A 23,973-nucleotide genomic window follows, 5' to 3' on the forward strand; every position below is an offset into this window, starting at 1 on the left:
TCGGGATCGTGCCCGGTCAGAACATCCAGAAGGCAGCCGGGCACGGAACCCCGCTAGGAGAACCCCCGGCATGACCACTGTTGCTGCGTACGCCGCCCCCGCGCCCAAGGCCCCGCTGGAGCGCACCACCATCGAGCGCCGCGAGGTCGGCGAGTACGACGTCCTGATCGACATCAAGTTCGCCGGAATCTGCCACTCCGACATCCACCAGGCCCGCGAGGGCTGGGGCGAGGGCATCTTCCCGATGGTCCCCGGCCACGAGATCGCCGGTGTCGTCTCCGAGGTCGGCCCGGGCGTCACGAAGTTCGCCGTCGGCGACCGCGTGGGTGTCGGCTGCATGGTCGACTCCTGCCGCGAGTGCGAGAACTGCAAGGCCGGCCGTGAGCAGTACTGCGTCAAGGGCAACGTCCCGACGTACAACGGCATAGGCAAGGACGGCGAGCCCACCTACGGCGGTTACTCGCAGAAGGTCGTCGTCGACGAGAACTTCGTCGTCCGCATCCCCGACGGCCTCTCCCTCGACGTCGCCGCGCCGCTGCTGTGCGCCGGCATCACCCTCTACTCCCCGCTCAAGCGCTTCGGCGCCGGCCCCGGCAAGAAGGTCGCGATCGTCGGCCTGGGCGGCCTCGGCCACATGGGCGTGAAGATCGCGCACGCGCTCGGCGCCGAGGTGACCGTGCTGTCGCAGTCCCTGCGCAAGAAGGACGACGGCCTGAAGCTGGGCGCCGACCACTACTACGCCACCAGCGACCCGAAGACCTTCGAGGAGCTGGCCGGCACCTTCGACCTGATCGTCTCCACGGTCTCGGCCCCGCTGGACTTCGGCGCCTACCTGTCGCTGCTGAAGACCGAGGGCACGCTGGCCAACGTCGGCGCCCCCGAGGAGCCCATCTCCCTCAACCTCTTCTCGGTGATCGGCGGCGGCAAGACCCTCGCCGGTTCCATGATCGGCGGCATCGCGGAGACCCAGGAGATGCTGGACTTCTGCGCCGAGCACGGCCTCGGTGCCGAGATCGAGCTGATCAGCGGTGACCAGATCAACGAGGCGTACGAGCGGGTGGTCGCCAGCGACGTGCGCTACCGGTTCGTGATCGACACCGCGACCATCTGAGACCGGTCGGTTTCCGTCTCCGCCCCACGGACACGCCCCGAGGGCCCCGGCAGCGCGCCGGGGCCCTCGGAGTGTTCGTGATGCACGAGGAGGTGCCCGCGGGGTACACGTGGGGGAGTGCACCAGGGGGTCGCCAGGTACGCCGTCCGCCAGGTACGTCAGGGGAGGCTCGCCATGACCGTGCAGCTGAACCACACCATCGTCGCCGCGCGTGACAAGCGCGTCTCGGCCCGGTTCCTCGCCGACATCCTGGGGCTGGACGTGGCCCCGCCCTACGGCCCGTTCCTCCCGGTCGAGATCCCCAACGGAGTGACGCTCGACTACATGGACAGCCCCGGCGCCATCACGCCGCAGCACTACGCCTTCCTCGTCTCGGAGGACGAGTTCGACCAGATCTTCGCCCGGATCCAGGAGGCCGGTCTGACGTACTGGGCGGATCCGTTCCACAGCCGTCCCGGCGAGATCAACCACCACGACGGCGGCCGGGGCGCCTACTTCGACGACCCCGACGGCCACCGCCTGGAGATCATCACCCGGCCGTACGGCAGCGGTGGCCGAGCCGTCGGCTGAGCCTTCGCGCCCCGGTGTCAGCGGGCCGCCGGCCGGTCCTGCCCGCCGAAGGTCCACACGGCGCGGGGCCCCGGGCCGACGACGAGGGCCGAGTGACCGATCCGCTCCTCGTGCCGGTACGACACCGGCGTGTTCAGTGACATCTCGACCTGCCGCAGACCCACCTGGTCGAGCGGCACGGCGTCGAACCGCAGCGTGGTGCCGCCGCCCTTCGCGACGGCGCCCCCGCCGGGCAGGGACCGGACGGCGAACCCGCCGGCCTTCAGCAGCGGCACCGTGCCCGCGAGGTCCCGGGCGGTCACCGCGAGCCGGATGCCGGTCACGTCCCGCATCAGGTGGTCGCGGTAGCCGTCGGACAGGTAGCGCTCCCGGCCCACGTCACCGGGGTGCGCGGCGGGTTCGGTGTTGCTGCGCGGGTCGGCGAAGTACTCTGCCCGGTACTCCATGCCCCAGGCGCCGAAGAGGTCGTACTCCGCGGTGGTGAAGACGGCGTCGAACCAGGGCACCGGGACGCCGTCGCCGAAGTCGCGGGTCTGCTGGAACTCGACGGGGTCGCTGATCCCCAGCTCGCGCAGCCGCGCGGTCGCCGTCGCCAGGTCGCCTTCCCGCTCGGCCGAGACGCCCATGCCGGTGGCGCCGAGGGTGCCGTCCTTGCCGGGGACGTCGCCGATCCCGAACAGCTCGAGGTAGGTCTCGCGGCCCAGCAGGTAGCGGCCGGTCCAGGTCTGCCCGCCGGCCCCGGTCGTGGTGCGGACCTGGAAGTTGGCGAAGTCCCGCAGGTAGCCGGAGTGCTCGATGGCGTCGGCGGTCTCCCGGTCGAGGACACCGTAGGCGTGGTTGTAGAACAGGAGCTGCCGTCCGCCGTCCTCGGCATGCGCGGAGCTCACCCCGCCCTGGACCGCCCCCGCGAGGGCCAGGGCGACGACCATGATCATCTGTAAGGCTCGTCTGACCGTCATGCGCAGGAGCGTAGAGCGGGAGGAATCGCTTCCGCCGGGGATTGCGGTGACCTTGTCACGGACCCTTCGTCAGTGGCCCTCGGTCAGGGGGCTCCTGCCCGCCCATGTCGAGGCGGAACGGCGGGTACTGGTCGGTCATCAGGGCGGCGTACGCGGTCACCCGGGCACACCAGCGGGCGAGGCCGAGCAGGAAGTCGAAGAGGTGCCGCGGATAGCGGGCGGTGAACAGCAGGACGACCACCGCGACCAGCGAGAGGAAGGGCATCAGCCCCGTGCCCCGCCAGCCGTCCCCGTCGTCCCAGCCCCAGCCGCCGCCCACGAACATCGCGACGACGATGTACTGCGGGATCGCCAGCAGCCACCACTTGACCAGCACGAGACCGCGCGAGAGCCGCTCGGGGTAGGCCACGTCGAAGCGGGCCGGATAGCCGGGTACGTCGGCCAGGGTGAACGGCGGGTACCGGTCGGTGCCGAGCGCGGTGTGGGCGTAGTAGCTGACCCGCCAGTTCCACCGCAGCACGCCGACGTTGAAGTCGAAGAGGGGCCGGGGATACCGGGCGGTGAACAGGATGGCGAAGAACGCGACGACGCTCACGAGGGCGAACGCGATCCACAGGAAGAACAGCACGATGTAGTGCGGGACGGCGAGCAGCCACTTCACCAGCCACAGCCATCGGGACAGCCGGTCGTCGACGGACGCCTCCAGGCGCACGGGCGACGGGGTGACAGGAACCATGGGGCGGCACTCCCTTCGCCTGCAGGCTCGCAAGCGAAGAGGAGCCCCGCGACCCGGGCGGGGCCGTTCGTGCCTTCGAGTTCGTCCTCCTGGGCTCGGGACGGTTCGTGCGGCCGGGACCGTTACGACGGGACGGGGGCGGCGCTGTCCGGCTCGTCGGTGCCGTCCGGTTCAGCGGCGCTGTCCGGTTCCTGCGGCGGTTCGCCGAGCTGCTCGCGCACGTAGTTCCAGACCACCGCGATCAGCGCGGCGACGGGGACGGCGAGCAGGCTGCCCACGATGCCGGCCAGGCTGCCGCCCAGCGTCACCGCCAGCAGCACGACGGCCGCGTGCAGGCCCAGCCCCCGGCTCTGGATCATGGGCTGGAAGACATTGCCCTCCAGCTGCTGCACCACGACGATGATGATCAGCACGATCAGCGCGTCCGTCAGGCCGTTGGAGACGAGCGCGATCAGGACCGCGACGAAACCGGCGAACAGGGCGCCGATGATCGGCACGAACGCGGACACGAAGGTCAGCACCGCCAGCGGCAGCACCAGCGGCACGCCCAGGATCCACAGGCCCAGTCCGATCAGGACGGCGTCGAGCAGGCCGACGGCCGCCTGGGACCGCACGAAGGCGCCCAGCGTGTTCCAGCCGCGCTCGAACACCGTCGGGACGTCGGCGGCGAGCCGGCCGGGCAGCTGGCGGGAGAGCCACGGCAGGAACCGCGGGCCGTCCTTGAGGAAGAAGAACATCAGGAAGAGGGCGAGAACGGCGGTGACCAAGCCGTTCACCACGGTGCTCACCCCCGTGACGACAGCGCCGACCATGCTGCCGACGCCCTCCTGGGCGCGGGCGACGGCGGTGTCGAAGGCCTTGTTGATCTGGGCGTCCCCGATGTTCAACGGCGGCCCGGCGGCCCACTCGCGCATCTTCTGGATGCCCTCGACCACGCCGTCGGTCAGCTGACCGGACTGGGACGCCACGGGCACGGCGATCAGCGCCACGACACCCGCGGCGACCAGCAGGAACAGCACGGTCACCACCGACGCGGCGAGCGCGGGCGGCCACCCGCGCCGACGCAGGAAGCGGGCCGCGGGCCAGGTCAGCGTGGTCAGCAGCAACCCGACGACGAGCGGCCAGACCACCGACCACATCCGCCCCAGCAGCCACAGAGCCACTGCAAGCATCACAAGCACCAGCAGCAACTCTGCGGAGACGCGGGCGGATATCCGGAGCGCGTCACGGGTCTTCGTGGAACTCAAGGGCGCAGTCACGAAGGCACCTTATTGCCACCAAGTCCCCTTGCCACGGCCGATCACTCCGATACGGTAGCCGCGCGGTGCGAACCATACGGGGTGAAGGGACGCAACGATGGCTGAGCCGTTCGCTGAGTACCGAGAGGTCAAGGCCGCTGATCCGTTGCGGCAGGGAGACGTCCTGGAGGCCGCGGACGGGGCAGCGACGATGTGGCGGCGCCACCTCCTCGTCATGACGGCCGACTGCGACTTCGCCTACGCCAAGCACCAGGGGCGGGTCACCTGTGTCCCCCTGCTCGCCGCGGACGAGTACCTCCGGGAGATGCAGATCCCCAAGATCCGCGAGCAGCTCGTCAAGCGGCAACTGAAGGAACTGCGCCAGATCTTCTCGAACGCCACGGTGCCCGCCATCGGCGACCGGCGACTGAGGGAGTGGGCGAGTGAACAGGCGCCCGCGGACATCGTCAAAATGCTCGACCTGGGGGAGTCGGACGCGCAGAAGGCAAGGGCCGCCCTCGAAGCCATCGGCATCATGGACGCGCTGCCGGGCAGCCTCAAGGAGAGCGTCGACCTGCTGGTGAAGGCACAGCTCGTCGGTGTCGGCCCGCCGAAACGCGACAGCGCGGTGAAGAAGGTGGTGAACCACTTACGAGGGGTGTACACACAGCCACCGGGCGACGCACTCTTCCTGTCGGCGATCGGACCCGGACAGGAATCCGGCTACTTCGCCTATCTCCGGCACATCGAGCAGGTCTGGGAGCCCGAGATCGCGCGCGGGCCGTCGCACACGGAGGTCGCGTACCGCCGGATCTCACGGATGCGGGACCGGTTCACACACGCCCTCGTGCAGAGGTTCGCGATGGTGTTCATGTCGATCGGTCTTCCGCAGCAGTACGAAGAGCTTCGTGATCTGCATGCAGCGATTCAGGGGGACAATCTCGGATGAAGCCGCTGGTCACCACCGTTCGCGCGCTGAGTGAGCTTGCCACCGGGCTGTCGCCCGACGCCGTCGCGTCGTCAGCGGTGCTCTTCGAATACAGCACGGACGAACTGGACTTGCTGATCGCCGCGGATGACGACGAAGGAGTCCAGCGCATCGTCGTGATGCGTGACAAGAACGTCAAGGAGCCTTTCGTCCCGGAGCATCTCGTCAGCATCAGGAGAGATGTTCTGAGCCGCATGGCGAGTTTCGCCGAGCGGGCGCGGAGCACCGGGCCGCTCTCTTTACCGCGACAGTGGCACCAGTACAAGTACAACAACTTCATCGCCTTCAGGTCGGCGCCGAGGTTCGACGCCCAGGCGAGCCGCTGGATCACGGAGGTCACCCCCGGCGAGCGTGCCGACATCATCTTCTGGGGAACGACCACGTCGGACAAGAAGTCCTCGCTGGAGGACTTCGGCTCCAAGCGGCCGACCCCGCCCGCACTGGACGGAGCCTGGACAGCGGCCGTCGCAGCCGCACGGGAGCACTTCTCCCAGGCGCGCTCCCAACCCGCCGACGTGGAGATGAGCCTTCCGGCTCTCGAACAGTCGACGACCAAGGGCTGGACCTTCGAGCAGTGGAAGGAGGCCGTCAGCCAGGAGCAGCGGGCGTTCATCGACGCGAACACCGACAAGTCGATACGGCTGCGCGGCCCGGCGGGATCCGGCAAGACGGTCGCCCTGACGCTGAAGGCGATCCGCGAGGTCCTCAACTCCCGCGAAACCGGTGGGGACGTACGGGTCCTCGTCGTGACGCACAGTTGGGCACTGGCGGCTCAGATCTCGGACTCCATCGACTCGATGGGCCTCGGACTGCTGCAGGAGATCGACGTCTTCCCCCTGCTCGAAATAGCGAGGATGATCTCCCCTCAGTACGTCCAGGACGTCTCCTCCGGTTTCAGCCTGATCGGCGAGGACAGTCTCAGCGGCAAACAAGCTCAGCTGGATGAGATCCAGGAAGTCCTGGCCGAATTCCTCACCGGGGACTGGATCACCTACAAGGCGAGCGTCAGCGAAGGGCTGCGCGAAAGATTCGACTCGCCGGACGAGGGCGAGCGGCGCGCTCTGGCCTGGGATCTGCTCATCGAGTTCGGGTCCGTCATCGGTGCCGCGGCCATCTTCCCCGGGGCCGGATCGGATCTGCGCTACTACCAACTCCCGCGTGCTTCCTGGATGCTTCCCCTCAACACCCGGGAGGACCAGCGCGTCGTCTTCGAGTTGTACACGCGCTACTGGGCGAGCCTCGACCAGCGCTCACTCACCACGTCCGATCAGGTGCTGGCGGACTTCCTGATCCATTTGTCGACGAACACCTGGAACCGAGCCCGTCGGGTGCAGGGCTACGACCTGGTGTTCGTGGACGAGTTTCATCTGTTCAGTCCGCTGGAGCGACAAGTGCTCCACGATCTCACCCGGGACACCTCGGTATACCCACGCATCTTCATGGCCGTGGACCCTCGGCAGTCACCCTCCGAGGCCTTCATCGGACTGGCCGCGGACGAGACGAAGTCGTCGAGCGGGGTGCCGGCGGACGACAACCTCGGTGACGTCGCGAATTTCGAGCTGACGACCGTCCACCGTTTCACCCCGCAGATCCTCGAACTCATCAAGCACGTCCACCACGAATTCCCCACGCTCGATCTCGGAGAGGAATGGGACATCGACTTCACCAGGGTGGAGTCGGCGCAGGCGGACGGCCCTCTGCCGCGCCTCATCTCTGCGGCTTCACGGAGCGGCGAGGAAGATGACATCGCCCGTGCGGTGCAGGCCCTGTACCCGTCGGGCCGACTGGCGCTCGCGGTGGTCGACTACCGCCAGTGGTCGAGGTTCAGCGAGCTCGCCTCGCGGATCGGGCACTCCGGCAAGTTCCATGTGTCCACCGTTTCCGGGCGGTCCGACATCGAGGGACTCGGCTACCGGCGCCGCGGGCTCGTCGTCGGGACGGCGGAGTATCTCGCGGGGCTGCAGTTCGACTCGGTGCTCGTGGCCGGGATCCCGGATCTGAACGCGTCGGCCCAGACCGCGAACGAACGCATCCGGTACCTGTCGTTCCTCTACCTCGCGCTCAGCCGGGCGCAGGAAGAGGTACGCGTCTTTGTGAACGAGGACGACGGCGGGGCGCCCGAGGTCCTCCTCCGAGCAGTCACCAACGGGCTGATGCGGTCGGACCGGGGGAGTCTCGTCTAGGGGGTGACGCCGGTCGTCACCCCTCGGCCTTGGCCACGCCGATCGGGCAGGACACGCCCGTACCGCCGATGCCGCAGTAACCCGCCGGGTTCTTGTCCAGGTACTGCTGGTGGTAGCCCTCCGCCGGGTAGAACGGACGGCCCTCGGCCGGGACGATCTCCGTGGTGATCTCGCCGTGGCCGGACGCGGTGAGCACCTTCTGGTAGGCGTCGCGGGAGGACTTGGCGATGGCCGCCTGCTCGGGGGTGTGGGTGTAGATCGCCGAGCGGTACTGCGTGCCCACGTCGTTGCCCTGGCGGAAGCCCTGCGTCGGGTCGTGGGACTCCCAGAACGTCTTCAGGAGGCGCTCGTACGAGATCACCTCGGGGTCGTAGACCACGCGGACCACCTCCGTGTGGCCGGTCAGGCCCGAGCAGACCTCCTCGTACGTGGGGTTCTCCGTGTAACCGCCCTGGTAGCCGGCCAGGGTCGTCCACACCCCTGCCGGGAGCTGCCAGAACTTGCGCTCGGCGCCCCAGAAGCAGCCCAGGCCGAAGTCGGCGGTCTCCAGGCCCTCGGGGTAGGGACCGAGCAGCGGGTTGCCGAGGACGGTGTGGCGGTCGGGGACCGAGAACGCCGGCTCCGGGCGGCCGGGCAGCGCCTGCTCGGGGGTCGGCAGCTGGGGCGTACGGCTGTGCAGGAACATGCGGTCTCCAATCGGCACGACTCCCACGCGGGGGCGACGCCCTGTTCAACGCGCGAGGGCCGGGGGGAATTCCGGCCGGGGCCCTGCCCAAGGGTGGTGCGAGCCCACGCCCCGGGCCTTCGCCCCGCTCGCGGTTCAGTGCGGGAGGCTCGCCGGGCTGCCGCCGTTCGCCTCGTAGCCCGCCACCGCCAGGGCCCGGTACACCGCGAACTCCGCCGCCGGGTCGGCGGACAGCGTCCAGGGCAGGGCGCCGACATGCCCGTCGATGTGCACCAGCTGGTTCATGGCCTCCGACCAGCGCTCGCCGCGGACCAGGAAGAAGACCAGCATGTGCCGTACGTGCGCCAGCATCGGGTCGTCGGGGCGGGCCGAGTGCACCGCGTGCAGCGCGCCGTGGACCGCCTTCGTGACGACCTCGGTCTGCCAGAAGCTGCTGACCAGGGTCACCTCGGGGAGGTGCTCGAACACGGCGAAGAGGGGCATCGCCGCCAGGAGGGAGCCCTTGGGCGCGCGGGCCGCCGCGGCCTCCGCGAACTCATGCGCCAGCGCACGGGAGCCGTGCCACTTCTCGCACCAGAAGTGCAGCGCGGCCAGGTGCGCCCCCATGTGGGCCGGGGCGCGGTCCAGGATCTTCAGCCAGAGCTGCTCGAACTCCTTCTGGGAGTAGCCCAGCCCGCGGGCCACCGACAGCTCCACGATGTACGGGATCGGGTCGCCGGGAGCCAGCAGCGCCGCCTCACCGCACGCCGCCTTCGCCTCTTCCATGATGATCCGGAACTCGTCCGTCCCGGGCGTCGCCGTCCGCCACGCCTGCTGCACCAGGAACTCGGCGTGCACCGCGGCCCCGCCCGCGTCCTTGGGCGCCTCGGCCCGCCACACCCGCAGCCACTGCCCGCCCGGCGCCTCGCTCACCCCGCCGGGTCGCTGTTGCAGCTCCAGCGAGGCAGCGCCCGCGAAGGCCTGCACGCGCTGCCAGCGGCGCTCGCCCTCCGTCTCCGTACCGGCGAGGAGCTGCTGGGCCGCGCGGTAGTCCTGCGTGCGCTGCACCACGTCCAGCACGTCCAGCAGGTCCTGGTCGGGGCCGGGCATGCGGATGTCCAGCTCCTCCTCGCGGACGAAGCCGTAGTTCGCCGGGTCCGCGGCGTCCGGGTGGTCGGGCGAGACCAGCCCGATCGCGGCCCCGCGCCTGCGCCGCAGGAAGGGGAGCAGCACGAAGCCCAGCATGACCAGCGCGATCAGGACCCAGAGAATCTCCATGCAACAAGCGAACCAGACCGCGCCGACAATTGGCCAACCTGGTCCGCGAACCTGTGGAAAACCCGGCCCGCGCCGCCCCGCCGCCGGGGGCAAATCCCCGCTCCCGGGCACTCAGCGCGTCGGCGCACTACCCTCGGTGCTCATGAGCGACAGGCATATCAGTCAGCACTTCGAGACGCTCGCGATCCACGCGGGCAACACCGCCGATCCCCTGACGGGCGCGGTCGTCCCGCCGATCTACCAGGTGTCGACCTACAAGCAGGACGGCGTCGGGGGTCTGCGCGGCGGTTACGAGTACAGCCGCAGCGCCAACCCGACCAGGACCGCGCTGGAGGAGAACCTCGCCGCCCTGGAGGGCGGCCGCCGGGGTCTCGCGTTCGCGTCCGGGCTGGCGGCCGAGGACTGCCTGCTGCGCACGCTGCTCAGGCCCGGTGACCACATGGTCATTCCCAACGACGCCTACGGCGGCACGTTCCGCCTCATCGCCAAGGTCGTCGCCCGCTGGGGAGTGGAGTGGTCGGTCGCCGACACCAGCGACCCGGCCGCCGTACGGGCCGCGATCACCCCGAAGACCAAGGCCGTGTGGGTGGAGACCCCCTCCAACCCGCTCCTCGGCATCACGGACATCGCCGCCGTCGCCCAGGTCGCCCGGGACGCCGGCGCCCGCCTCGTCGTCGACAACACCTTCGCCACGCCCTACCTCCAGCAGCCGCTCGCGCTCGGCGCGGACGTCGTCGTGCACTCGCTGACCAAGTACATGGGCGGCCACTCGGACGTCGTCGGCGGTGCCCTGATCACGGGCGACCCGGAGCTGGGCGAGGAACTGGCCTTCCACCAGAACGCGATGGGCGCGGTCGCCGGGCCCTTCGACTCCTGGCTGGTGCTGCGCGGCACCAAGACCCTCTCCGTGCGCATGGACCGGCACAGCGAGAACGCCGCGAAAATCGCCGACATGCTCACCCGGCACGCGCGCGTGTTGAGCGTCCTGTACCCGGGCCTGCCGGAGCACCCCGGTCACGAGGTCGCCGCCAAGCAGATGAAGTCGTTCGGCGGCATGGTCTCCTTCCGCGTGGCGGGCGGCGAGGAGGCGGCCGTCGAGGTCTGCAACCGCGCCAAGGTGTTCACACTGGGCGAGTCCCTGGGCGGCGTCGAGTCGCTGATCGAACACCCCGGCCGGATGACGCACGCCTCCGTGGCCGGCTCGCTCCTGGAAGTGCCCGGCGACCTGGTGAGGCTGTCCGTCGGCATCGAGAACGCCGACGATCTGCTGGAAGACCTCCAGCAGGCGCTCGGCTAGGAAGAACCGGGCGGGGTCACCAGCCGGTGAGAGGTGGAGTCGTGTCCGACGGCGGCTCCACCCACGGGCGGGCCGTCAGCGCCCACACCGTGAACGCCACGGCCGCCGCGCACATCAGCAGCCACAGCAGGCGCCGGGCCACCGTCCTGCGCCGCAGCATCCGGTTGCCCCGGCGCACCGCCTCCGCGTGGATCTCGGGCGGCACGGGCCGCGACGGCGCCTGCTCCAGCAGCCGCCGTACGGTCGCCTCGCGGTCGTTTCCCCTCATGACGGCACCGCCTTCGCGGCCGTCACTGCCGGGGCCGGGCCCCGCGCGCGGTGCAGCAGGGTCGTCGTCGCCCGGTGGCAGACGGCCCGTACGCGCTCCGCGGACAGGCCGAGCAGGGCCGCCGTCTGCTCCTCGGCGACGCCCTCGTAGAGCATGAGCACCACGATGAGCCGCTCCTGCGGGCCGAGCGGGGCCAGGGGGCTCGACGGGTGCGGCCGGGAGCGGCCGGGACCGCCGTAGTGGTGCCACGCGCCGCGCGCGAAGCGGGTCGCCAGAAACTGCCGGGTGCGGTCGTACGGATCCTCGCCGCGCAGCCGGTCCCAGCACGCGTACGTGTGCGCCAGCGACAGGGTCAGCAGGCGCCGCGCGCGGGGGTTGTCGTCGGGGCTCTCCGCGGTGAGCAGGGTGGCGGCGTGCAGCAGCCGCCCGGCCGCGCCCGCGACGAACGCCTCGAACTCCCGGGCCCGGCGGGTTGCCCGGGACGCATGCCGCTCTCGCATCGCGCCTCCCGCCCGACGGCGACCCTGAGGATGCGGGTCCGGCCGGGTACACGCGTGACGGCCGCGTACGACGGGGACCCGGTCTCATATCAGGCCAGGGGTGGCCCCGAGGTCAAGAGCCGCGCACCGAGTGGGACGGCTGCGGCAGGCGCGGGCCGCACCGCGGCCGGAGCCCGCCCGGCCGACCGCCTGCCACAGGTGCGTCGCGGACCGTCGGCGGACGGCGTCGGCGTCCCGCCCGCTCCACCGGCCACGCGCGCGTGGGGATCAGGACGGCGACTGCGCCTCCGGCTCCGGCACTCCCTGGACCGCCATCCGCGCGGACAGCGCGCTGTTGAAGCGCGTGAGGAGCGAGCAGAACGCCTCGCGCTCCTCCGGCTGCCAGTCCTCGGTCAGCTCGGCCATCAACTGCCGCCGGGACGAGCGCACTTCCTCCAGCCGCGCCTGCCCGCGCGGGGACAGCTGGAGCACCACCGCACGCCCGTCCTCGGGGTGCGACGTGCGCTTGACCAGGCCGGTGTCGACCAGCGGAGCCACCTGCCGGGTGACCGTCGACGAGTCGATCCCCATGCTCGCGGCGAGGGCCTTGACGCCCATGGGGCCTTCCTTGTCGAGACGGTTGAGCAGGAGGTACGCGGCGCGGTCCATGGAGTTGCGCACCTGCCCGACCCCGCCGAGCCGGGTCTGTTCGGCACGGCGCGCGAACACCGCCACTTCGTGCTGGAGGGTGTCGAGAAGACCGGTGTCACCGACGGTCGTCATGTCCATCGACATTTCAGGTGTTGTGGGCATGGCCGGGGGCTCACTTCGTGAAGGGCTGGCTGATTGGGGGACAGGGTACGCGGCCGGGGGGCGGGCCGTACCGGCGCTGCGCAAAGCGGGTCTCGGACCTTGGTCACAACGGCCGTTCCCGTTCGTGAACTGCGATGCTGGAGTCATGAGCTACGGCACGGCGGACTCCTTGCGGCCCGTCACCCTCGACGACGTGCGCGGCGCCCAGAAGATGCTCTCGGGCGTGGCGCGGGTGACCGCGATGGAGGGCAGCAGGCACCTGTCCCAGATGGTCGGCGCGCCAGTGCACCTCAAGTGCGAGAACCTCCAGCGGACGGGGTCGTTCAAGCTGCGCGGCGCCTACGTCCGGATCGCCGGTCTGCTGCCCGAGGAGCGCGCCGCCGGCGTCGTCGCCGCGAGCGCCGGCAACCACGCGCAGGGCGTGGCCCTGGCGTCCGCGCTGCTCGGCGTGCGCTCCACGGTGTTCATGCCGAAAGGCGCCCCGCTTCCCAAGGTCAGCGCCACCCGGGACTACGGGGCCGAGGTGCGGCTGCACGGGCAGGTGGTCGACGAGACGCTGACCGCCGCGCAGGAGTACGCGGCCGAGACGGGCGCGGTGTTCATCCACCCCTTCGACCACCCCGACATCATCGCGGGCCAGGGCACGGTGGGCCTGGAGATCCTGGAGCAGTGCCCCGAGGCGCGCACGATCGTGGTCGGCATCGGCGGGGGCGGGCTGGCGGCCGGGATCGCGGTGTCGGTGAAGGCGCTGCGGCCGGACCTGCGGATCGTGGGCGTCCAGGCGGAGGGCGCGGCGGCCTATCCGCCGTCGCTGGCGGCGGGCCGGCCCGTCACGGTCGAGAATCCGGCGACGATGGCCGACGGCATCAAGGTCGGGCGGCCCGGTGACGTGCCGTTCGGGATCGTCGGCGATCTGGTCGACGAGGTGCGGACGGTCAGCGAGGACGAGCTGTCCGCCGCGCTGCTGCTGTGCCTGGAGCGCGCCAAGCTGGTCGTGGAGCCGGCCGGGGCGAGCCCGGTCGCGGCGCTGCTGAGCCGGCCCGATTCCTTCGAGGGGCCGGTCGTCGCCGTGCTGTCCGGCGGCAACGTCGATCCGGTGCTGATGCAGCGGGTGCTGCGGCACGGCATGGCCGCGCAGGGCCGCTACCTGGCCGTCCGGCTGCGGCTGACGGATCGGCCCGGAGCTTTGGCCACACTTCTGGGCGTGTTGTCAGTGGTCGACGCTAACGTCCTCGATGTGAGCCATGTACGGACCGACCCACGGCTCGGGCTCACGGAGGCGGAGGTCGAACTGCACCTGGAGACGAAGGGCCCGGCGCACTGCGCCGAGGTGGGCCAGGCGCTGCGCGAGGCGGGCTACACGGTCATGAGCTGACCGCCTGCCGAGCTCGCCGCGCCGGGCTCAAGATCCTTTCGTCGCCGGAGCGGAACGCGGAAAGCCTCATTGTGAGACGCGATACATCGCGTTATGGTGTGTCGTGAATGTGATCCCCTGTCCGGCACTCCCCGAAGACGCGGAGATTCATATGCCAGCCGCCATCCATGCCGAAGGGCTGGTCAAGACCTTCGGTGACGTAAGGGCCTTGGACGGAGTCGACCTCGACGTGCCCGAGGGCACGGTCCTCGGCCTGCTCGGGCCGAACGGCGCGGGCAAGACGACCACCGTCCGCTGCCTGACCACCCTGCTGCGCCCCGACAGCGGCCGAGCGGTCGTCGCGGGCATCGACGTGCTCAAACAGCCCGACGCCGTCCGCCGCTCCATCGGCCTGTCCGGCCAGTTCGCGGCCGTCGACGAGTACCTGACCGGCCGCGAGAACCTGTACATGGTCGGCCGGCTCTACCAGATGAAGGCGAAGGCGGCGAAAGAGCGCGCGGGCGAACTGCTGGAGCAGTTCCACCTCGCGGACGCGGCCGACCGCCCCACCAAGACCTACTCCGGAGGCATGCGCCGCCGGCTCGACCTCGCGGCGGCCCTCGTCGTCTCGCCGCCCGTGATGTTCATGGACGAGCCGACGACCGGCCTCGACCCCCGCAACCGCCAGCAGTTGTGGGAGGTCATCAAGCAACTGGTCTCCGGCGGCACGACGCTGCTGCTGACCACGCAGTACCTGGAAGAAGCCGACCACCTGGCGCACGACATCGCGGTGGTCGACCACGGCAAGGTCATCGCCCAGGGCACCTCCGACCAGCTCAAGGCCCGCACCGGCGGCGAGCGCGTCGAGGTCGTGGTGCACGAGCGCGAGCACATCGCGGCCGCCGCCGAGGTGCTCACCGGTTTCGGCAAGGGCGACACCACGGTCGAGGAGCACATGCGCAAGCTCACCGCGCCCGTCACCGGCGGCGCCAAGCTCCTCGCCGAGGTCATCCGGGAGCTGGACACCCGGGGCATCGAGATCGACGACATCGGCCTGCGCCGGCCGACCCTCGACGATGTCTTCCTGTCGCTGACGGGACACGTGGCCGAGGCGAAGAACGAGGACGACGACGAGGAGGCCGTGAAGTGAGCGCCGTCACCGACACCGTGCGGGTCGCGCCTGCCGCGAACCCGGTCAGCCAGTCGATCCGTGACTCGCTGGTCGTCGCGCAACGCAACCTGATCCGCATGTCCCGGATCCCGGAAATGATCATCTACGGACTGATCCAGCCGATCATGTTCGTGGTGCTCTTCACCTACGTCTTCGGCGGTTCCATGCAGATCGGCAGCAGCACCAGCGCCGTCGACTACAAGAACTTCCTGATGGCGGGCATCTTCGCGCAGACCGTCACGTTCGCCACCGCCAGCTCCGGCGCCGGTATCGCCGACGACATGCACAAGGGCCTCATCGACCGCTTCCGCTCCCTGCCCATGGCGCGCGGCGCGGTGCTCACGGGGCGCACCCTCGCCGACTCCGCGCAGACGGCCCTCACCCTGGTCGTCCTCGCGGTCGTCGCCCTCCTGGTCGGCTGGCGCGTCGGGTCGGACGGCGACACCAACGCCGGCAAGGTGCTCGGGGCCTTCGGCCTGCTGCTCCTGCTCGGCTACGCGTTCACCTGGATCGGCGCCCTGATCGGCATGTCCGTGCGGACTCCGGAGGCGGCCACGTCCAGCGGGCTGATCTGGCTCTTCCCGGTCACCTTCATCTCGAACGCCTTCGTGGACACCAGCCACATGACCCCGTGGCTGCGCCACATCGCCGAGTGGAACCCCTTCAGCGCCACGGTCCAGGCCTGCCGCGTGCTGTTCGCCAACCCCGGCCAGTCGTCGTCGGACGCCTGGCCCATGCAGCACCCGGTCTGGGCCTCGCTGATCTACTCGATCCTGATCCTGGTCGTCTTCCGGACACTGGCGGTGCGCAAGTACCGGTCCGCGACGGCATGACGACGCCCCCGGCGCCGCGAGGACGCCGGGGGCGGGTCAGGACTTCGGCAGGGGCGGTTCAGCCCTCGTACGGCTCGGCCTTGAGGATCTTCACCGAGGCCTTCTTGCCGTTCGGCAGCTCGTACTGCGCGTCCTCGCCGACCTTGTGGCCGATCACGCCGGTGCCCAGCGGGGACTGCGGGGAGTACGTCTCGATGTCGGCGCTCGCGTACTCGCGCGAGGCGAGCAGGAACGTCAGGGTGTCGTCCTCGTCACCGTCGAAGGCGATCGTGACGACCATGCCGGGCGCCACGGCACCGTCCGCCGCGGGCGCCTCGCCGACCTTGGCGCTCTCGAGGAGCTGGGTGAGCTGGCGTACACGGAGTTCCTGCTTGCCCTGCTCCTCCTTGGCTGCGTGGTACCCGCCGTTCTCACGCAGGTCGCCCTCCTCGCGCGCGGCGGCGATCTTCGCGGAGATCTCAGCCCGCGCGGGACCAGTAAGGTACTCAAGCTCAGCCTTGAGCTTGTTGTACGCCTCCTGGGTCAGCCAGGTGACGTTCTCGCTGGTCTGGGTCACAGGTGCTCCTCGTAGGTACTGGGAATACAAAGCATCGCCCTACCCAGAAGCATGTTCCTTCACGGATGGGCGAAACCACGAGCCTAACAATTCAGGGGCAGAAGGGGGAGGACATAAGCCACCAGTTTCACGTCAACGCAGGTCAGGCGCTACGTATTGCGGGTGACCCGGGCGGGGTCTCAGCCCGTGTGGCAGCCCAGCAGCTCGGCCGTCGTCCCCGGGGAGGTCGTACGGAGCGTGACGACCTTGTCGATGCGGGTGGCGTCCCCGGCGAAGCGGAAATCGGCCCGGCCGACCTCGGCACCGTCCTCGGCCTGCGAGCGCACGGTGCAGTAGCCCTCGGCACCGGCGTCCTTGCGGACCTCCAGGTGCACCTGCACGGACTCCTTGCCGGGCTCGAAGCTGATCACCTCGGCGCTGATCTCGCTCTGGGCGACGTAGTGGTAGCCGAACCAGCCGACGAGCCCCAGCAGCGCCGCCGCGAGGACAGCGCCGACGATCTTGAGCGTGCGGTCGGCGCGCTCGTCCGAGGAACGGCCGTAACGCCCCTCGGGCAGTCGCGTGCTCGCCGTACTCATGATCGTCCTCCAGACAGGGCCGGGACGAACGCCCCGTAAGGCGACCCGGGACCGGGGCCCGGAATTATTCGCCCCCCGGTTCGGTCACTATAGAAGCCGCTGATTGCGCCGACGCACACAGGGCGCCGACTTACTGAGGAATGAGTCTTGACTGACCAGTTGCGACTGATGGCCGTCCACGCCCACCCCGACGACGAGTCGAGCAAGGGCGCGGCGACCATGGCCAAGTACGTGTCCGAGGGGGTGGACGTGCTGGTCGTGACCTGCACGGGCGGGGAACGCGGCTCCATCCTCAATCCGAAGCTCCAGGGGGACAAGTACGTCGAGGAGCACATCCACGAGGTACGCAAGAAGGAGATGGACGAGGCCCGGGAGATCCTGGGCGTCAAGCAGGAGTGGCTCGGCTTCGTCGACTCGGGCCTGCCCGAGGGCGACCCGCTGCCGCCGCTGCCGGAGGGCTGCTTCGCCCTGCAGGACGTCGACCACGCGGCCGGTGAGCTGGTGCGGAAGATCCGCGCCTTCCGTCCCCAGGTGATCACGACCTACGACGAGAACGGCGGCTACCCGCACCCCGACCACATCATGACCCACAAGATCTCGATGGTGGCGTTCGAGGGGGCGGCGGACACCGAGAAGTACCCGGAGGCCGAGTACGGCCCCGCGTACCAGCCGCAGAAGCTCTACTACAACCAGGGCTTCAACCGCCCCCGCACCGAGGCGCTGCACCAGGCGATGCTCGACCGGGGCCTGGAGTCGCCCTACGGGGACTGGCTCAAGCGCTGGGACGAGTTCGGCATGAAGGAGCGCACGCTCACCACGCACGTGCCCTGCGGCGACTTCTACGAGATCCGCGACAAGGCGCTGATCGCGCACGCCACGCAGATCGACCCCGACGGCGGCTGGTTCAAGGTCCCGATGGACATCCAGAAGGAGGTCTGGCCGACGGAGGAGTACGAGCTGGCGAAGTCCCTCGTGGATACCTCCCTCCCCGAGGACGACCTCTTCGCGGGCGTCCGCGACAATGCCTGACATGAGCGCAAGCGCAAGCCTGGCAATGACGCACCTCGTCACCTTCGCCAAGGAGGTCGACGAGGACAAGGTCACCCCCGGCGTCCTCGGCTTCATCGTCTTCGCGGCGATGGCCCTGGCGGTGTGGGCCCTGATGAAGTCGATGAGCCGGCACATGAACAGGGTCGACTTCACGCAGGTCCCGGACCCCAAGGCCGAGCAGGCGGAGCAGGCCGGGCAGGCGGAGCCGGAGTCCGCGGACGCGGAGACCTCCGGCCAGGGCAAGCAGAAGCAGGGCTGACGCCCCTCCCGGGGCGGGGCGATGCGCCTCTCCCCGGGAGGACACCCGTCGGCGGCCGACCGCCGCCGACGGGTACGTCGCGCGCCCGCCCTGGGGTGTCCCTAGGCCTTCGGCTCCACGGCCACCCCCATCACCTCCCGCGCATGCCGGTTCGGCACCATGCCCAGGCGCCAGGCCTGCCAGCCCGCCTCCAGGGTCACGCCGCGTTCCAGCAGCAGGGCGTACGCGTCGAGGTAGTCGTCCAACTTCTGGTCGCGCAGCGGATGGCTCGCGCGGGACAGCTGGGCCAGTTCCTCCTGGGCCACGGCCGTGCCGACCTCCATGCCGCCGGGGGCCGCGTACGGCAGCAGGGTGCAGCGCAGGAAGCGGGCCCAGTCCTCGCCCCGGCGGTCGCCGTACGACGCGAAGAGGCCGGCCGCCTCGTCGCACAGCACCAGGGCCTGCTGGGTGCGGGCGTTGCCCGCGTCCACCACCGCCAGCTCCAGGCAGGTCCACGCCTCGCCGTGGGCGACGCCGATGCGCTGGAAGTCGGCGCGGGCGTCCACCAGCAGCTGGCGGGCGAAGCCGGAGTTGCGCAGGGAGCCCGTCTGGGCCGCGCGCTGGTCGCGGGTGACGCGGGCCGAGTGGTGGCGGGCGCAGGCCAGGCCGTAGACGTCCCGCATGCGGGAGAACATCGTGCGGGAGCGTTCCAGTTCGCGGACGGCCTGGTCCAGGTCGCCCGTCTCCTCCAGGGCCTGGCCGAGGTAGTACAGCGTCCACGCCTCGCCGCGCGCGTCCTCGTTCTCACGGTGCCGGGCGGCGGCCCCGCGCAGTTCCTCCACGGCCGGCGACGCGTCACCGGCGACCAGCAGGGCGCGGGCCAGCTGGGTCAGGGCCCAGGCCTCGCCGCGGGCGTCGCGGGTGCGGCCGTACAGCTCAAGGGCCGCGCGCAGCTCGGACTCGGCGCGCGGGACGTCGCCCATGCGCAGGCCCAGCTGGCCGAGCTGGAAGTGCGCCCAGGCCTGGCCGTGCACGGACTCGCCCCGCCGGTGCAGCACCAGCGACTCGGTCAGCAGCTCCAGCGCCTCCGCCAGCCGGGCCCTGTCCCGCTCCACCGCCGCGAGGGCGTGCATCGTCCACGCCCGGTCCGTCGCCAGCTCGGGGGAGGACTGGAGGGTCAACGCCTCGCGGAGCTTCGCCGACGCCTCCGTCAGGTTGCCCTGGTGGTGCAGGGTGATGCCGAGCGAGCACAGGGCCCGGGCGGCCCCCGCGTCGTGATGGGCCTCGCGGTAGAGGTCGACGACCGAGGCGAGGGTCGTGCGCGCCTTGTCCAGTTCGCCGAGCTGCCGTGCCGCGATGCCGGTGCGCCACTGCACGGAGCGGACCAGCAGGCCCTCGTCCACCGCCTGGGCCAGTTCGCTGATCTCGCCCAGGCGGTAGAGGTCGCCGCGCAGCAGGCAGTAGTCGCACAGGGCGCCCAGGAGGTTCAGGACCGCCGCCTGGTTCACGCCCTCGGCGTGCCGCAGCGCCGCCGTGATGAAGCTCGACTCGTCGTCCAGCCAGCGCAGCGCCTCGTCGAGGGAGGGGAAGCCGTACGGGCTGAAGCGGTTCGTGCGCGTCGACATGTTGCCGTCGACCATGCGCAGCACCGAGTCGGCCAGTTCGGCGTAGTTCACGATCAGCCGTTCCTGCGCCGCCGTGCGCTCGGCCGGTTCCTCCTCGTCGAGGAGCCGGGCCTGGGCGAAGGCGCGGACGAGGTCGTGCAGCCGGTAGCGGTCGCCCCGGACGTGGTCGATCAGGCCCGCGCGGGTCAGGGCCTGGAGGTGGCGGGTGGCCTCCGCCTCGTCGGTGGCCAGCAGCGCGGCGGCCGCGGCGGCGCCCAGTGAGGCCCGGCCGGCCAGGGCCAGCCGGCGCAGCAGCCGCCGTACGGGCTCCGGCTGGTCGGTGTAGCGCAGCCACAGGGCGCGCTCGACCGGATCGACCGGGCCGTACGCCCCGAGGTCCGTGGCCAGCGCGCGCGGGGAGCGCGGGCCGAGGCAGGACCCTGCGATGCGCAGGGCCAGCGGCAGCCCGCCGCACAGCTCCCGGACCCGGTCGGCGGACTCGGCGTCGTACGGCCCGGAACGGTCCTGGGCCGCCGCGCCCAGCAGTTCCTCCGCACCCGCGGCGTCCAGCGGCGCCACGGGCAGCTGGTGCACCCGCGCGGGCAGCTCGCCCAGCTCCAGCGGGCCCCGCGCGGTCACCAGCACCAGGCTGTCGGACCGCTCCGGGACCAGGGCGCGGACCTGCCCGGCGTCCGAGGCGTCGTCCAGGACGACCGTGACCGGCAGGCCGGTCAGATGCTGGTGGTACAGCTCGCCCAGCCGCTTGACCTGCTGGTCGGGGGAGGAGCGCTCGCGGAACAGCAGTTGCTCGCGGGGCGCTCCGAGCCGGTTGAGCAGGTGCAGCAGGGCGTCGCGGGTGGACAGCGGGGACTCGCCCGGGCCGTCGGCGCGCAGGTCGACGACGCAGGCGCCGCGGAAGTAGTCCTTCAGTTCGTGCGTGGCGTGCACCGCGAGGGTCGTGCGGCCGCTGCCGGGCGTGCCGTGGAGGACGACCACCGTCGGCTGGGTCTGAGTGCTCGCCCGGGCCGCCTGCACCCACTGCCGGATCTGGGCCAGCTCGTGCCGCCGCCCCGCGAACGGCCGAGCCGGTTCGGGGAGCTGCGCGAAGGACTGCTCCAGCACGTTGCGCCCGCGCGCCGCCGCGCTCTTGTCGGCGCCCCGCAGCCGCGGCCCGGTCTTCTTCGGCCCCGTGGAGGCGGCGAGCACCCGCTGCTGGTCCAGGAACGGCCGGATGCCGCGCACCTCCAGTGCCGTCAGCCACTGCAGCCGCAGCTGTTCGGGCCCGCCCGGCTGGCTCGCGGCCCCGGCCCGGTGGTGTGCGGCCGGCAGATGCGAGCCGACGACCTTCACGACGGTCGCCGCGGCGCCCACGACACCCACGGTCAGGCCCGCGCCCAGCGCCGTCCCGGTGTCCGTGCCGAGGGCCATGTCGGCGACGACGGCCGCGACCGCCGCGACCGCGGCCACCAGCAGCGGTGTCCCGCCGCCCTCCCGGGCGTAGCGCTGCCCGAAGGTGAGCTGACCGGCCGCCGCCTCGTCCAGGGCGCGGGTGTAGGCCTCGTACTCCTCGGCCGCGCTCTGCGCCATGGCGTCGAGCGCCCCGCGCGCCCGCGCGAGCAGCACCTTCCCGTCCGTGCGCCCGCCCGTCCGGCGCACCTCCTCCTCCACGGCCCGTGCCAACAGCCGCTCGGCATCCGCCCGATGACTGTCCCGCATGTCACGTCCCCCTCCGGCGGCACCGGCGTACCTAGGTCGTCGTACCGGTCGTTTCCTTGGTCAAGTGTGCTGCCCACGGCGCATCGGGGCGAGGGGGCGTGCCCGGCCCGATTGTGTGAAGACACGGGCGGGTTGAGGCGCCGCGCGTCCGTCGGGCGCGCGTCCCGGACGGCGCCCGTGCGGTGCCTGACGCGTGCCGGACCGGGTACTGCGGCAGGATGGGAACCATGCCGAACCGACTGGCGCACGAGACGTCCCCCTACCTGCTTCAGCACGCCGACAACCCCGTGGACTGGTGGCCCTGGTCGGCGGAGGCCTTCGAGGAGGCCCGTAAGCGGAACGTGCCCGTGCTGCTCAGTGTCGGCTACAGCAGCTGTCACTGGTGTCACGTGATGGCTCACGAGTCCTTCGAGGACCAGCAGACCGCCGAGTACCTCAACGCGCACTTCGTGAGCGTGAAGGTCGACCGCGAGGAGCGCCCGGACGTCGACGCCGTCTACATGGAGGCCGTGCAGGCGGCGACCGGCCAGGGCGGCTGGCCCATGACCGTCTTCCTCACCCCGGACGCCGAGCCGTTCTACTTCGGCACGTACTTCCCGCCCGCCCCGCGCCAGGGCATGCCGTCCTTCCGGCAGGTGCTCCAGGGCGTCCACCAGGCGTGGGAGGACCGGCGGGACGAGGTCACCGAGGTCGCCGGGAAGATCGTCCGGGACCTGGCGGGGCGGGAGATCTCCTACGGCGACGCGCAGACGCCCGGTGAGCAGGAACTCGCGCAGGCGCTGCTCGCGCTCACCCGTGAGTACGACCCGCAGCGCGGCGGATTCGGCGGGGCGCCGAAGTTCCCGCCGTCCATGGTGCTGGAGTTCCTGCTGCGGCATCATGCGCGGACCGGTGCCGAGGGCGCCCTGCAGATGGCGCAGGACACCTGCGAGCGCATGGCCCGCGGCGGCATCTACGACCAGCTCGGCGGCGGCTTCGCCCGCTACTCGGTCGACCGCGACTGGATCGTGCCGCACTTCGAGAAGATGCTGTACGACAACGCGCTGCTGTGCCGGGTCTACGCCCACCTCTGGCGCGCCACCGGCTCGGAGCTGGCCCGCCGGGTCGCCCTGGAGACCGCCGACTTCATGGTGCGCGAACTGCGCACCGCCGAGGGCGGGTTCGCCTCCGCGCTGGACGCCGACAGCGACGACGGCACCGGCAGGCACGTCGAGGGCGCGTACTACGTGTGGACGCCGGAGCAGTTGCGCGAGGTGCTCGGCGAGCAGGACGCCGAGCTCGCGGTCCGGTACTTCGGGGTGACCGAGGAGGGCACGTTCGAGCACGGTCAGTCCGTCCTCCAACTGCCGCAGCAGGACGGTCTGTTCGACGCCGACAAGATCGCCTCCGTCCGGGAGCGGCTGCTGGCGGCGCGGGCCGGTCGTCCCGCTCCGGGCCGGGACGACAAGGTCGTCGCCGCCTGGAACGGGCTCGCGATCGCCGCGCTCGCCGAGACCGGCGCCTACTTCGACCGGCCCGACCTCGTGGAGGCCGCCCTCGCCGCCGCCGACCTCCTCGTCCGGCTGCACCTCGACGAGCAGGCCCGGCTCACCCGCACCAGCAAGGACGGTCACGCCGGCGCCAACGCGGGCGTGCTGGAGGACTACGGCGACGTGGCGGAGGGTTTCCTCGCGCTGGCGTCCGTCACAGGCGAGGGCGTCTGGCTGGAGTTCGCCGGGTTCCTGCTCGACCACGTCCTGGCGCGTTTCACCGACGAGGAGTCGGGCGCGATGTTCGACACGGCCGCCGACGCCGAGCGGCTGATCCGCCGCCCGCAGGACCCGACCGACAACGCCGCCCCGTCCGGCTGGAGCGCGGCGGCGGGCGCCCTGCTGAGCTACGCCGCGCACACCGGGTCGGAGCCCCACCGCACCGCCGCGGAGAAGGCCCTGGGCGTCGTCAAGGCGCTCGGGCCGCGCGTGCCGCGCTTCATCGGCTGGGGGCTCGCCGCCGCCGAGGCCGCGCTGGACGGGCCGCGCGAGGTCGCGATCGTGGGGCCGTCCCTCGATCACGAGGGGACGAGGGCCCTGCACCGCACGGCGCTTCTGAGCACCGCGCCCGGGGCCGTGGTCGCTGTCGGTGCCCCGGAGAGCGAGGAGTTCCCGCTGCTCGCGGACCGTCCGCTGGTCGGCGGTGAACCCGCCGCGTACGTCTGCCGTAACTTCACATGTGACGCCCCGACGACCGAAGTTGAGAGGTTGCGGGCGGCGTTGATCAACTGAAGTCGGGAATCAACGGAAACATGCTCTT

The 23,973-nt window shown here is 71.0% G+C and carries 22 protein-coding genes; 11 read left to right on the forward strand and 11 right to left on the reverse strand.

The features are described from left to right. The first annotated feature begins 70 nt into the window (after positions 1–70). Entirely contained in the window at positions 71–1,111 is a 1,041-nt protein-coding gene (locus ABZ192_RS31920) for an NAD(P)-dependent alcohol dehydrogenase (RefSeq protein ID WP_356927956.1), read from the forward strand. Positions 1,112–1,285: 174 nt separating this feature from the next. Next, on the forward strand, positions 1,286–1,681 hold the full coding sequence (locus tag ABZ192_RS31925) for a VOC family protein (protein ID WP_356927957.1): 396 nt from the start codon (positions 1,286–1,288) through the stop codon (positions 1,679–1,681). A 17-nt stretch (positions 1,682–1,698) separates the two neighbouring features. On the opposite strand, the gene ABZ192_RS31930 is transcribed toward ABZ192_RS31925, so the two are convergent. From ABZ192_RS31930 to ABZ192_RS31940, 3 genes are all read right to left on the reverse strand, one after another. Then, positions 1,699–2,616, reverse strand: coding sequence for a DUF5829 family protein (locus ABZ192_RS31930; protein WP_356928032.1), 918 nt, complete (start codon positions 2,614–2,616; stop codon positions 1,699–1,701). 79 nt (positions 2,617–2,695) lie between these two features. Continuing rightward, positions 2,696–3,376, reverse strand: a complete 681-nt coding sequence (locus ABZ192_RS31935; protein WP_356927958.1) for a DUF4389 domain-containing protein — start codon at positions 3,374–3,376, stop codon at positions 2,696–2,698. 122 nt (positions 3,377–3,498) lie between these two features. After that, positions 3,499–4,635 (reverse strand): AI-2E family transporter, encoded by a 1,137-nt coding sequence (locus ABZ192_RS31940; protein ID WP_356927959.1) that lies wholly within the window; start codon positions 4,633–4,635, stop codon positions 3,499–3,501. Between the two features lie 97 nt (positions 4,636–4,732). On the opposite strand from ABZ192_RS31940, the gene ABZ192_RS31945 reads away from it, so the two are divergent. Further along, positions 4,733–5,563, forward strand: coding sequence for a hypothetical protein (locus ABZ192_RS31945; protein ID WP_356927960.1), 831 nt, complete (start codon positions 4,733–4,735; stop codon positions 5,561–5,563). Then, positions 5,560–7,785, forward strand: a complete 2,226-nt coding sequence (locus ABZ192_RS31950; RefSeq protein WP_356927961.1) for a UvrD-helicase domain-containing protein — start codon at positions 5,560–5,562, stop codon at positions 7,783–7,785. The genes ABZ192_RS31945 and ABZ192_RS31950 overlap by 4 nt, the downstream gene beginning before the upstream one ends. A gap of 16 nt (positions 7,786–7,801) precedes the next feature. Here the strand turns inward: ABZ192_RS31950 and msrA are convergent, their stop codons facing one another. Together msrA and ABZ192_RS31960 are read right to left on the reverse strand one after the other, a co-directional pair. Beyond that, on the reverse strand, positions 7,802–8,470 hold the full coding sequence (gene msrA, locus ABZ192_RS31955) for a peptide-methionine (S)-S-oxide reductase MsrA (RefSeq protein WP_356927962.1): 669 nt from the start codon (positions 8,468–8,470) through the stop codon (positions 7,802–7,804). A 135-nt stretch (positions 8,471–8,605) separates the two neighbouring features. After that, entirely contained in the window at positions 8,606–9,727 is a 1,122-nt protein-coding gene (locus tag ABZ192_RS31960) for a hypothetical protein (RefSeq protein ID WP_356927963.1), read from the reverse strand. A gap of 142 nt (positions 9,728–9,869) precedes the next feature. On the opposite strand from ABZ192_RS31960, the gene ABZ192_RS31965 reads away from it, so the two are divergent. Further along, complete coding sequence (locus ABZ192_RS31965; protein ID WP_356927964.1) at positions 9,870–11,024, forward strand: cystathionine gamma-synthase; 1,155 nt, start codon at positions 9,870–9,872, stop codon at positions 11,022–11,024. Between the two features lie 16 nt (positions 11,025–11,040). Here ABZ192_RS31965 and ABZ192_RS31970 read toward each other — a convergent pair whose 3' ends face one another. The 3 genes from ABZ192_RS31970 to ABZ192_RS31980 all read right to left on the reverse strand — a co-directional run bounded on the left by ABZ192_RS31970 (position 11,041) and on the right by ABZ192_RS31980 (position 12,566). Next, positions 11,041–11,292, reverse strand: coding sequence for a hypothetical protein (locus ABZ192_RS31970; RefSeq protein ID WP_356927965.1), 252 nt, complete (start codon positions 11,290–11,292; stop codon positions 11,041–11,043). Then, positions 11,289–11,792, reverse strand: coding sequence for a sigma factor-like helix-turn-helix DNA-binding protein (locus ABZ192_RS31975; RefSeq protein ID WP_356927966.1), 504 nt, complete (start codon positions 11,790–11,792; stop codon positions 11,289–11,291). The genes ABZ192_RS31970 and ABZ192_RS31975 overlap by 4 nt, the downstream gene beginning before the upstream one ends. A 267-nt stretch (positions 11,793–12,059) precedes the next feature. Beyond that, positions 12,060–12,566 (reverse strand): MarR family transcriptional regulator, encoded by a 507-nt coding sequence (locus ABZ192_RS31980; protein WP_356928033.1) that lies wholly within the window; start codon positions 12,564–12,566, stop codon positions 12,060–12,062. A 163-nt stretch (positions 12,567–12,729) separates the two neighbouring features. Between ABZ192_RS31980 and ilvA the strand changes: the two genes are divergently transcribed. The 3 genes from ilvA to ABZ192_RS31995 all read left to right on the forward strand — a co-directional run bounded on the left by ilvA (position 12,730) and on the right by ABZ192_RS31995 (position 15,942). After that, positions 12,730–13,959: a threonine ammonia-lyase gene (gene ilvA, locus ABZ192_RS31985; RefSeq protein ID WP_356927967.1), complete on the forward strand. Its 1,230-nt coding sequence runs from the start codon at positions 12,730–12,732 to the stop codon at positions 13,957–13,959. Between the two features lie 151 nt (positions 13,960–14,110). After that, entirely contained in the window at positions 14,111–15,088 is a 978-nt protein-coding gene (locus ABZ192_RS31990; RefSeq protein WP_356927968.1) for an ATP-binding cassette domain-containing protein, read from the forward strand. Continuing rightward, complete coding sequence (locus ABZ192_RS31995) at positions 15,085–15,942, forward strand: ABC transporter permease (protein WP_356927969.1); 858 nt, start codon at positions 15,085–15,087, stop codon at positions 15,940–15,942. Before ABZ192_RS31990 ends, ABZ192_RS31995 begins: the two co-directional genes overlap by 4 nt. A gap of 58 nt (positions 15,943–16,000) precedes the next feature. Here ABZ192_RS31995 and greA read toward each other — a convergent pair whose 3' ends face one another. Then, positions 16,001–16,498 (reverse strand): transcription elongation factor GreA, encoded by a 498-nt coding sequence (gene greA / locus ABZ192_RS32000; RefSeq protein ID WP_086842376.1) that lies wholly within the window; start codon positions 16,496–16,498, stop codon positions 16,001–16,003. Between the two features lie 179 nt (positions 16,499–16,677). After that, positions 16,678–17,076 (reverse strand): DUF4307 domain-containing protein, encoded by a 399-nt coding sequence (locus ABZ192_RS32005; protein WP_356927970.1) that lies wholly within the window; start codon positions 17,074–17,076, stop codon positions 16,678–16,680. A gap of 147 nt (positions 17,077–17,223) precedes the next feature. On the opposite strand from ABZ192_RS32005, the gene mca reads away from it, so the two are divergent. Further along, complete coding sequence (mca, locus tag ABZ192_RS32010) at positions 17,224–18,105, forward strand: mycothiol conjugate amidase Mca (RefSeq protein WP_356927971.1); 882 nt, start codon at positions 17,224–17,226, stop codon at positions 18,103–18,105. Then, positions 18,098–18,385, forward strand: coding sequence for a hypothetical protein (locus ABZ192_RS32015; protein WP_356927972.1), 288 nt, complete (start codon positions 18,098–18,100; stop codon positions 18,383–18,385). The genes mca and ABZ192_RS32015 overlap by 8 nt, the downstream gene beginning before the upstream one ends. A 101-nt stretch (positions 18,386–18,486) precedes the next feature. On the opposite strand, the gene ABZ192_RS32020 is transcribed toward ABZ192_RS32015, so the two are convergent. Then, the gene (locus ABZ192_RS32020) at positions 18,487–21,684 is read right to left on the reverse strand and encodes a tetratricopeptide repeat protein (RefSeq protein WP_356927973.1); all 3,198 of its coding nucleotides are present in this window, start codon (positions 21,682–21,684) and stop codon (positions 18,487–18,489) included. Between the two features lie 227 nt (positions 21,685–21,911). Here ABZ192_RS32020 and ABZ192_RS32025 point away from each other — a divergent pair, with 227 nt between their 5' ends. Continuing rightward, positions 21,912–23,945 carry a thioredoxin domain-containing protein gene (locus ABZ192_RS32025; protein WP_356927974.1) on the forward strand — a complete coding sequence of 678 codons (2,034 nt, stop codon included), beginning with the start codon at positions 21,912–21,914 and terminating at the stop codon, positions 23,943–23,945. Positions 23,946–23,973: the final 28 nt, after the last annotated feature.

This window comes from Streptomyces sp. NPDC006235 (assembly GCF_040613735.1).
GTDB lineage: Bacteria > Actinomycetota > Actinomycetes > Streptomycetales > Streptomycetaceae > Streptomyces.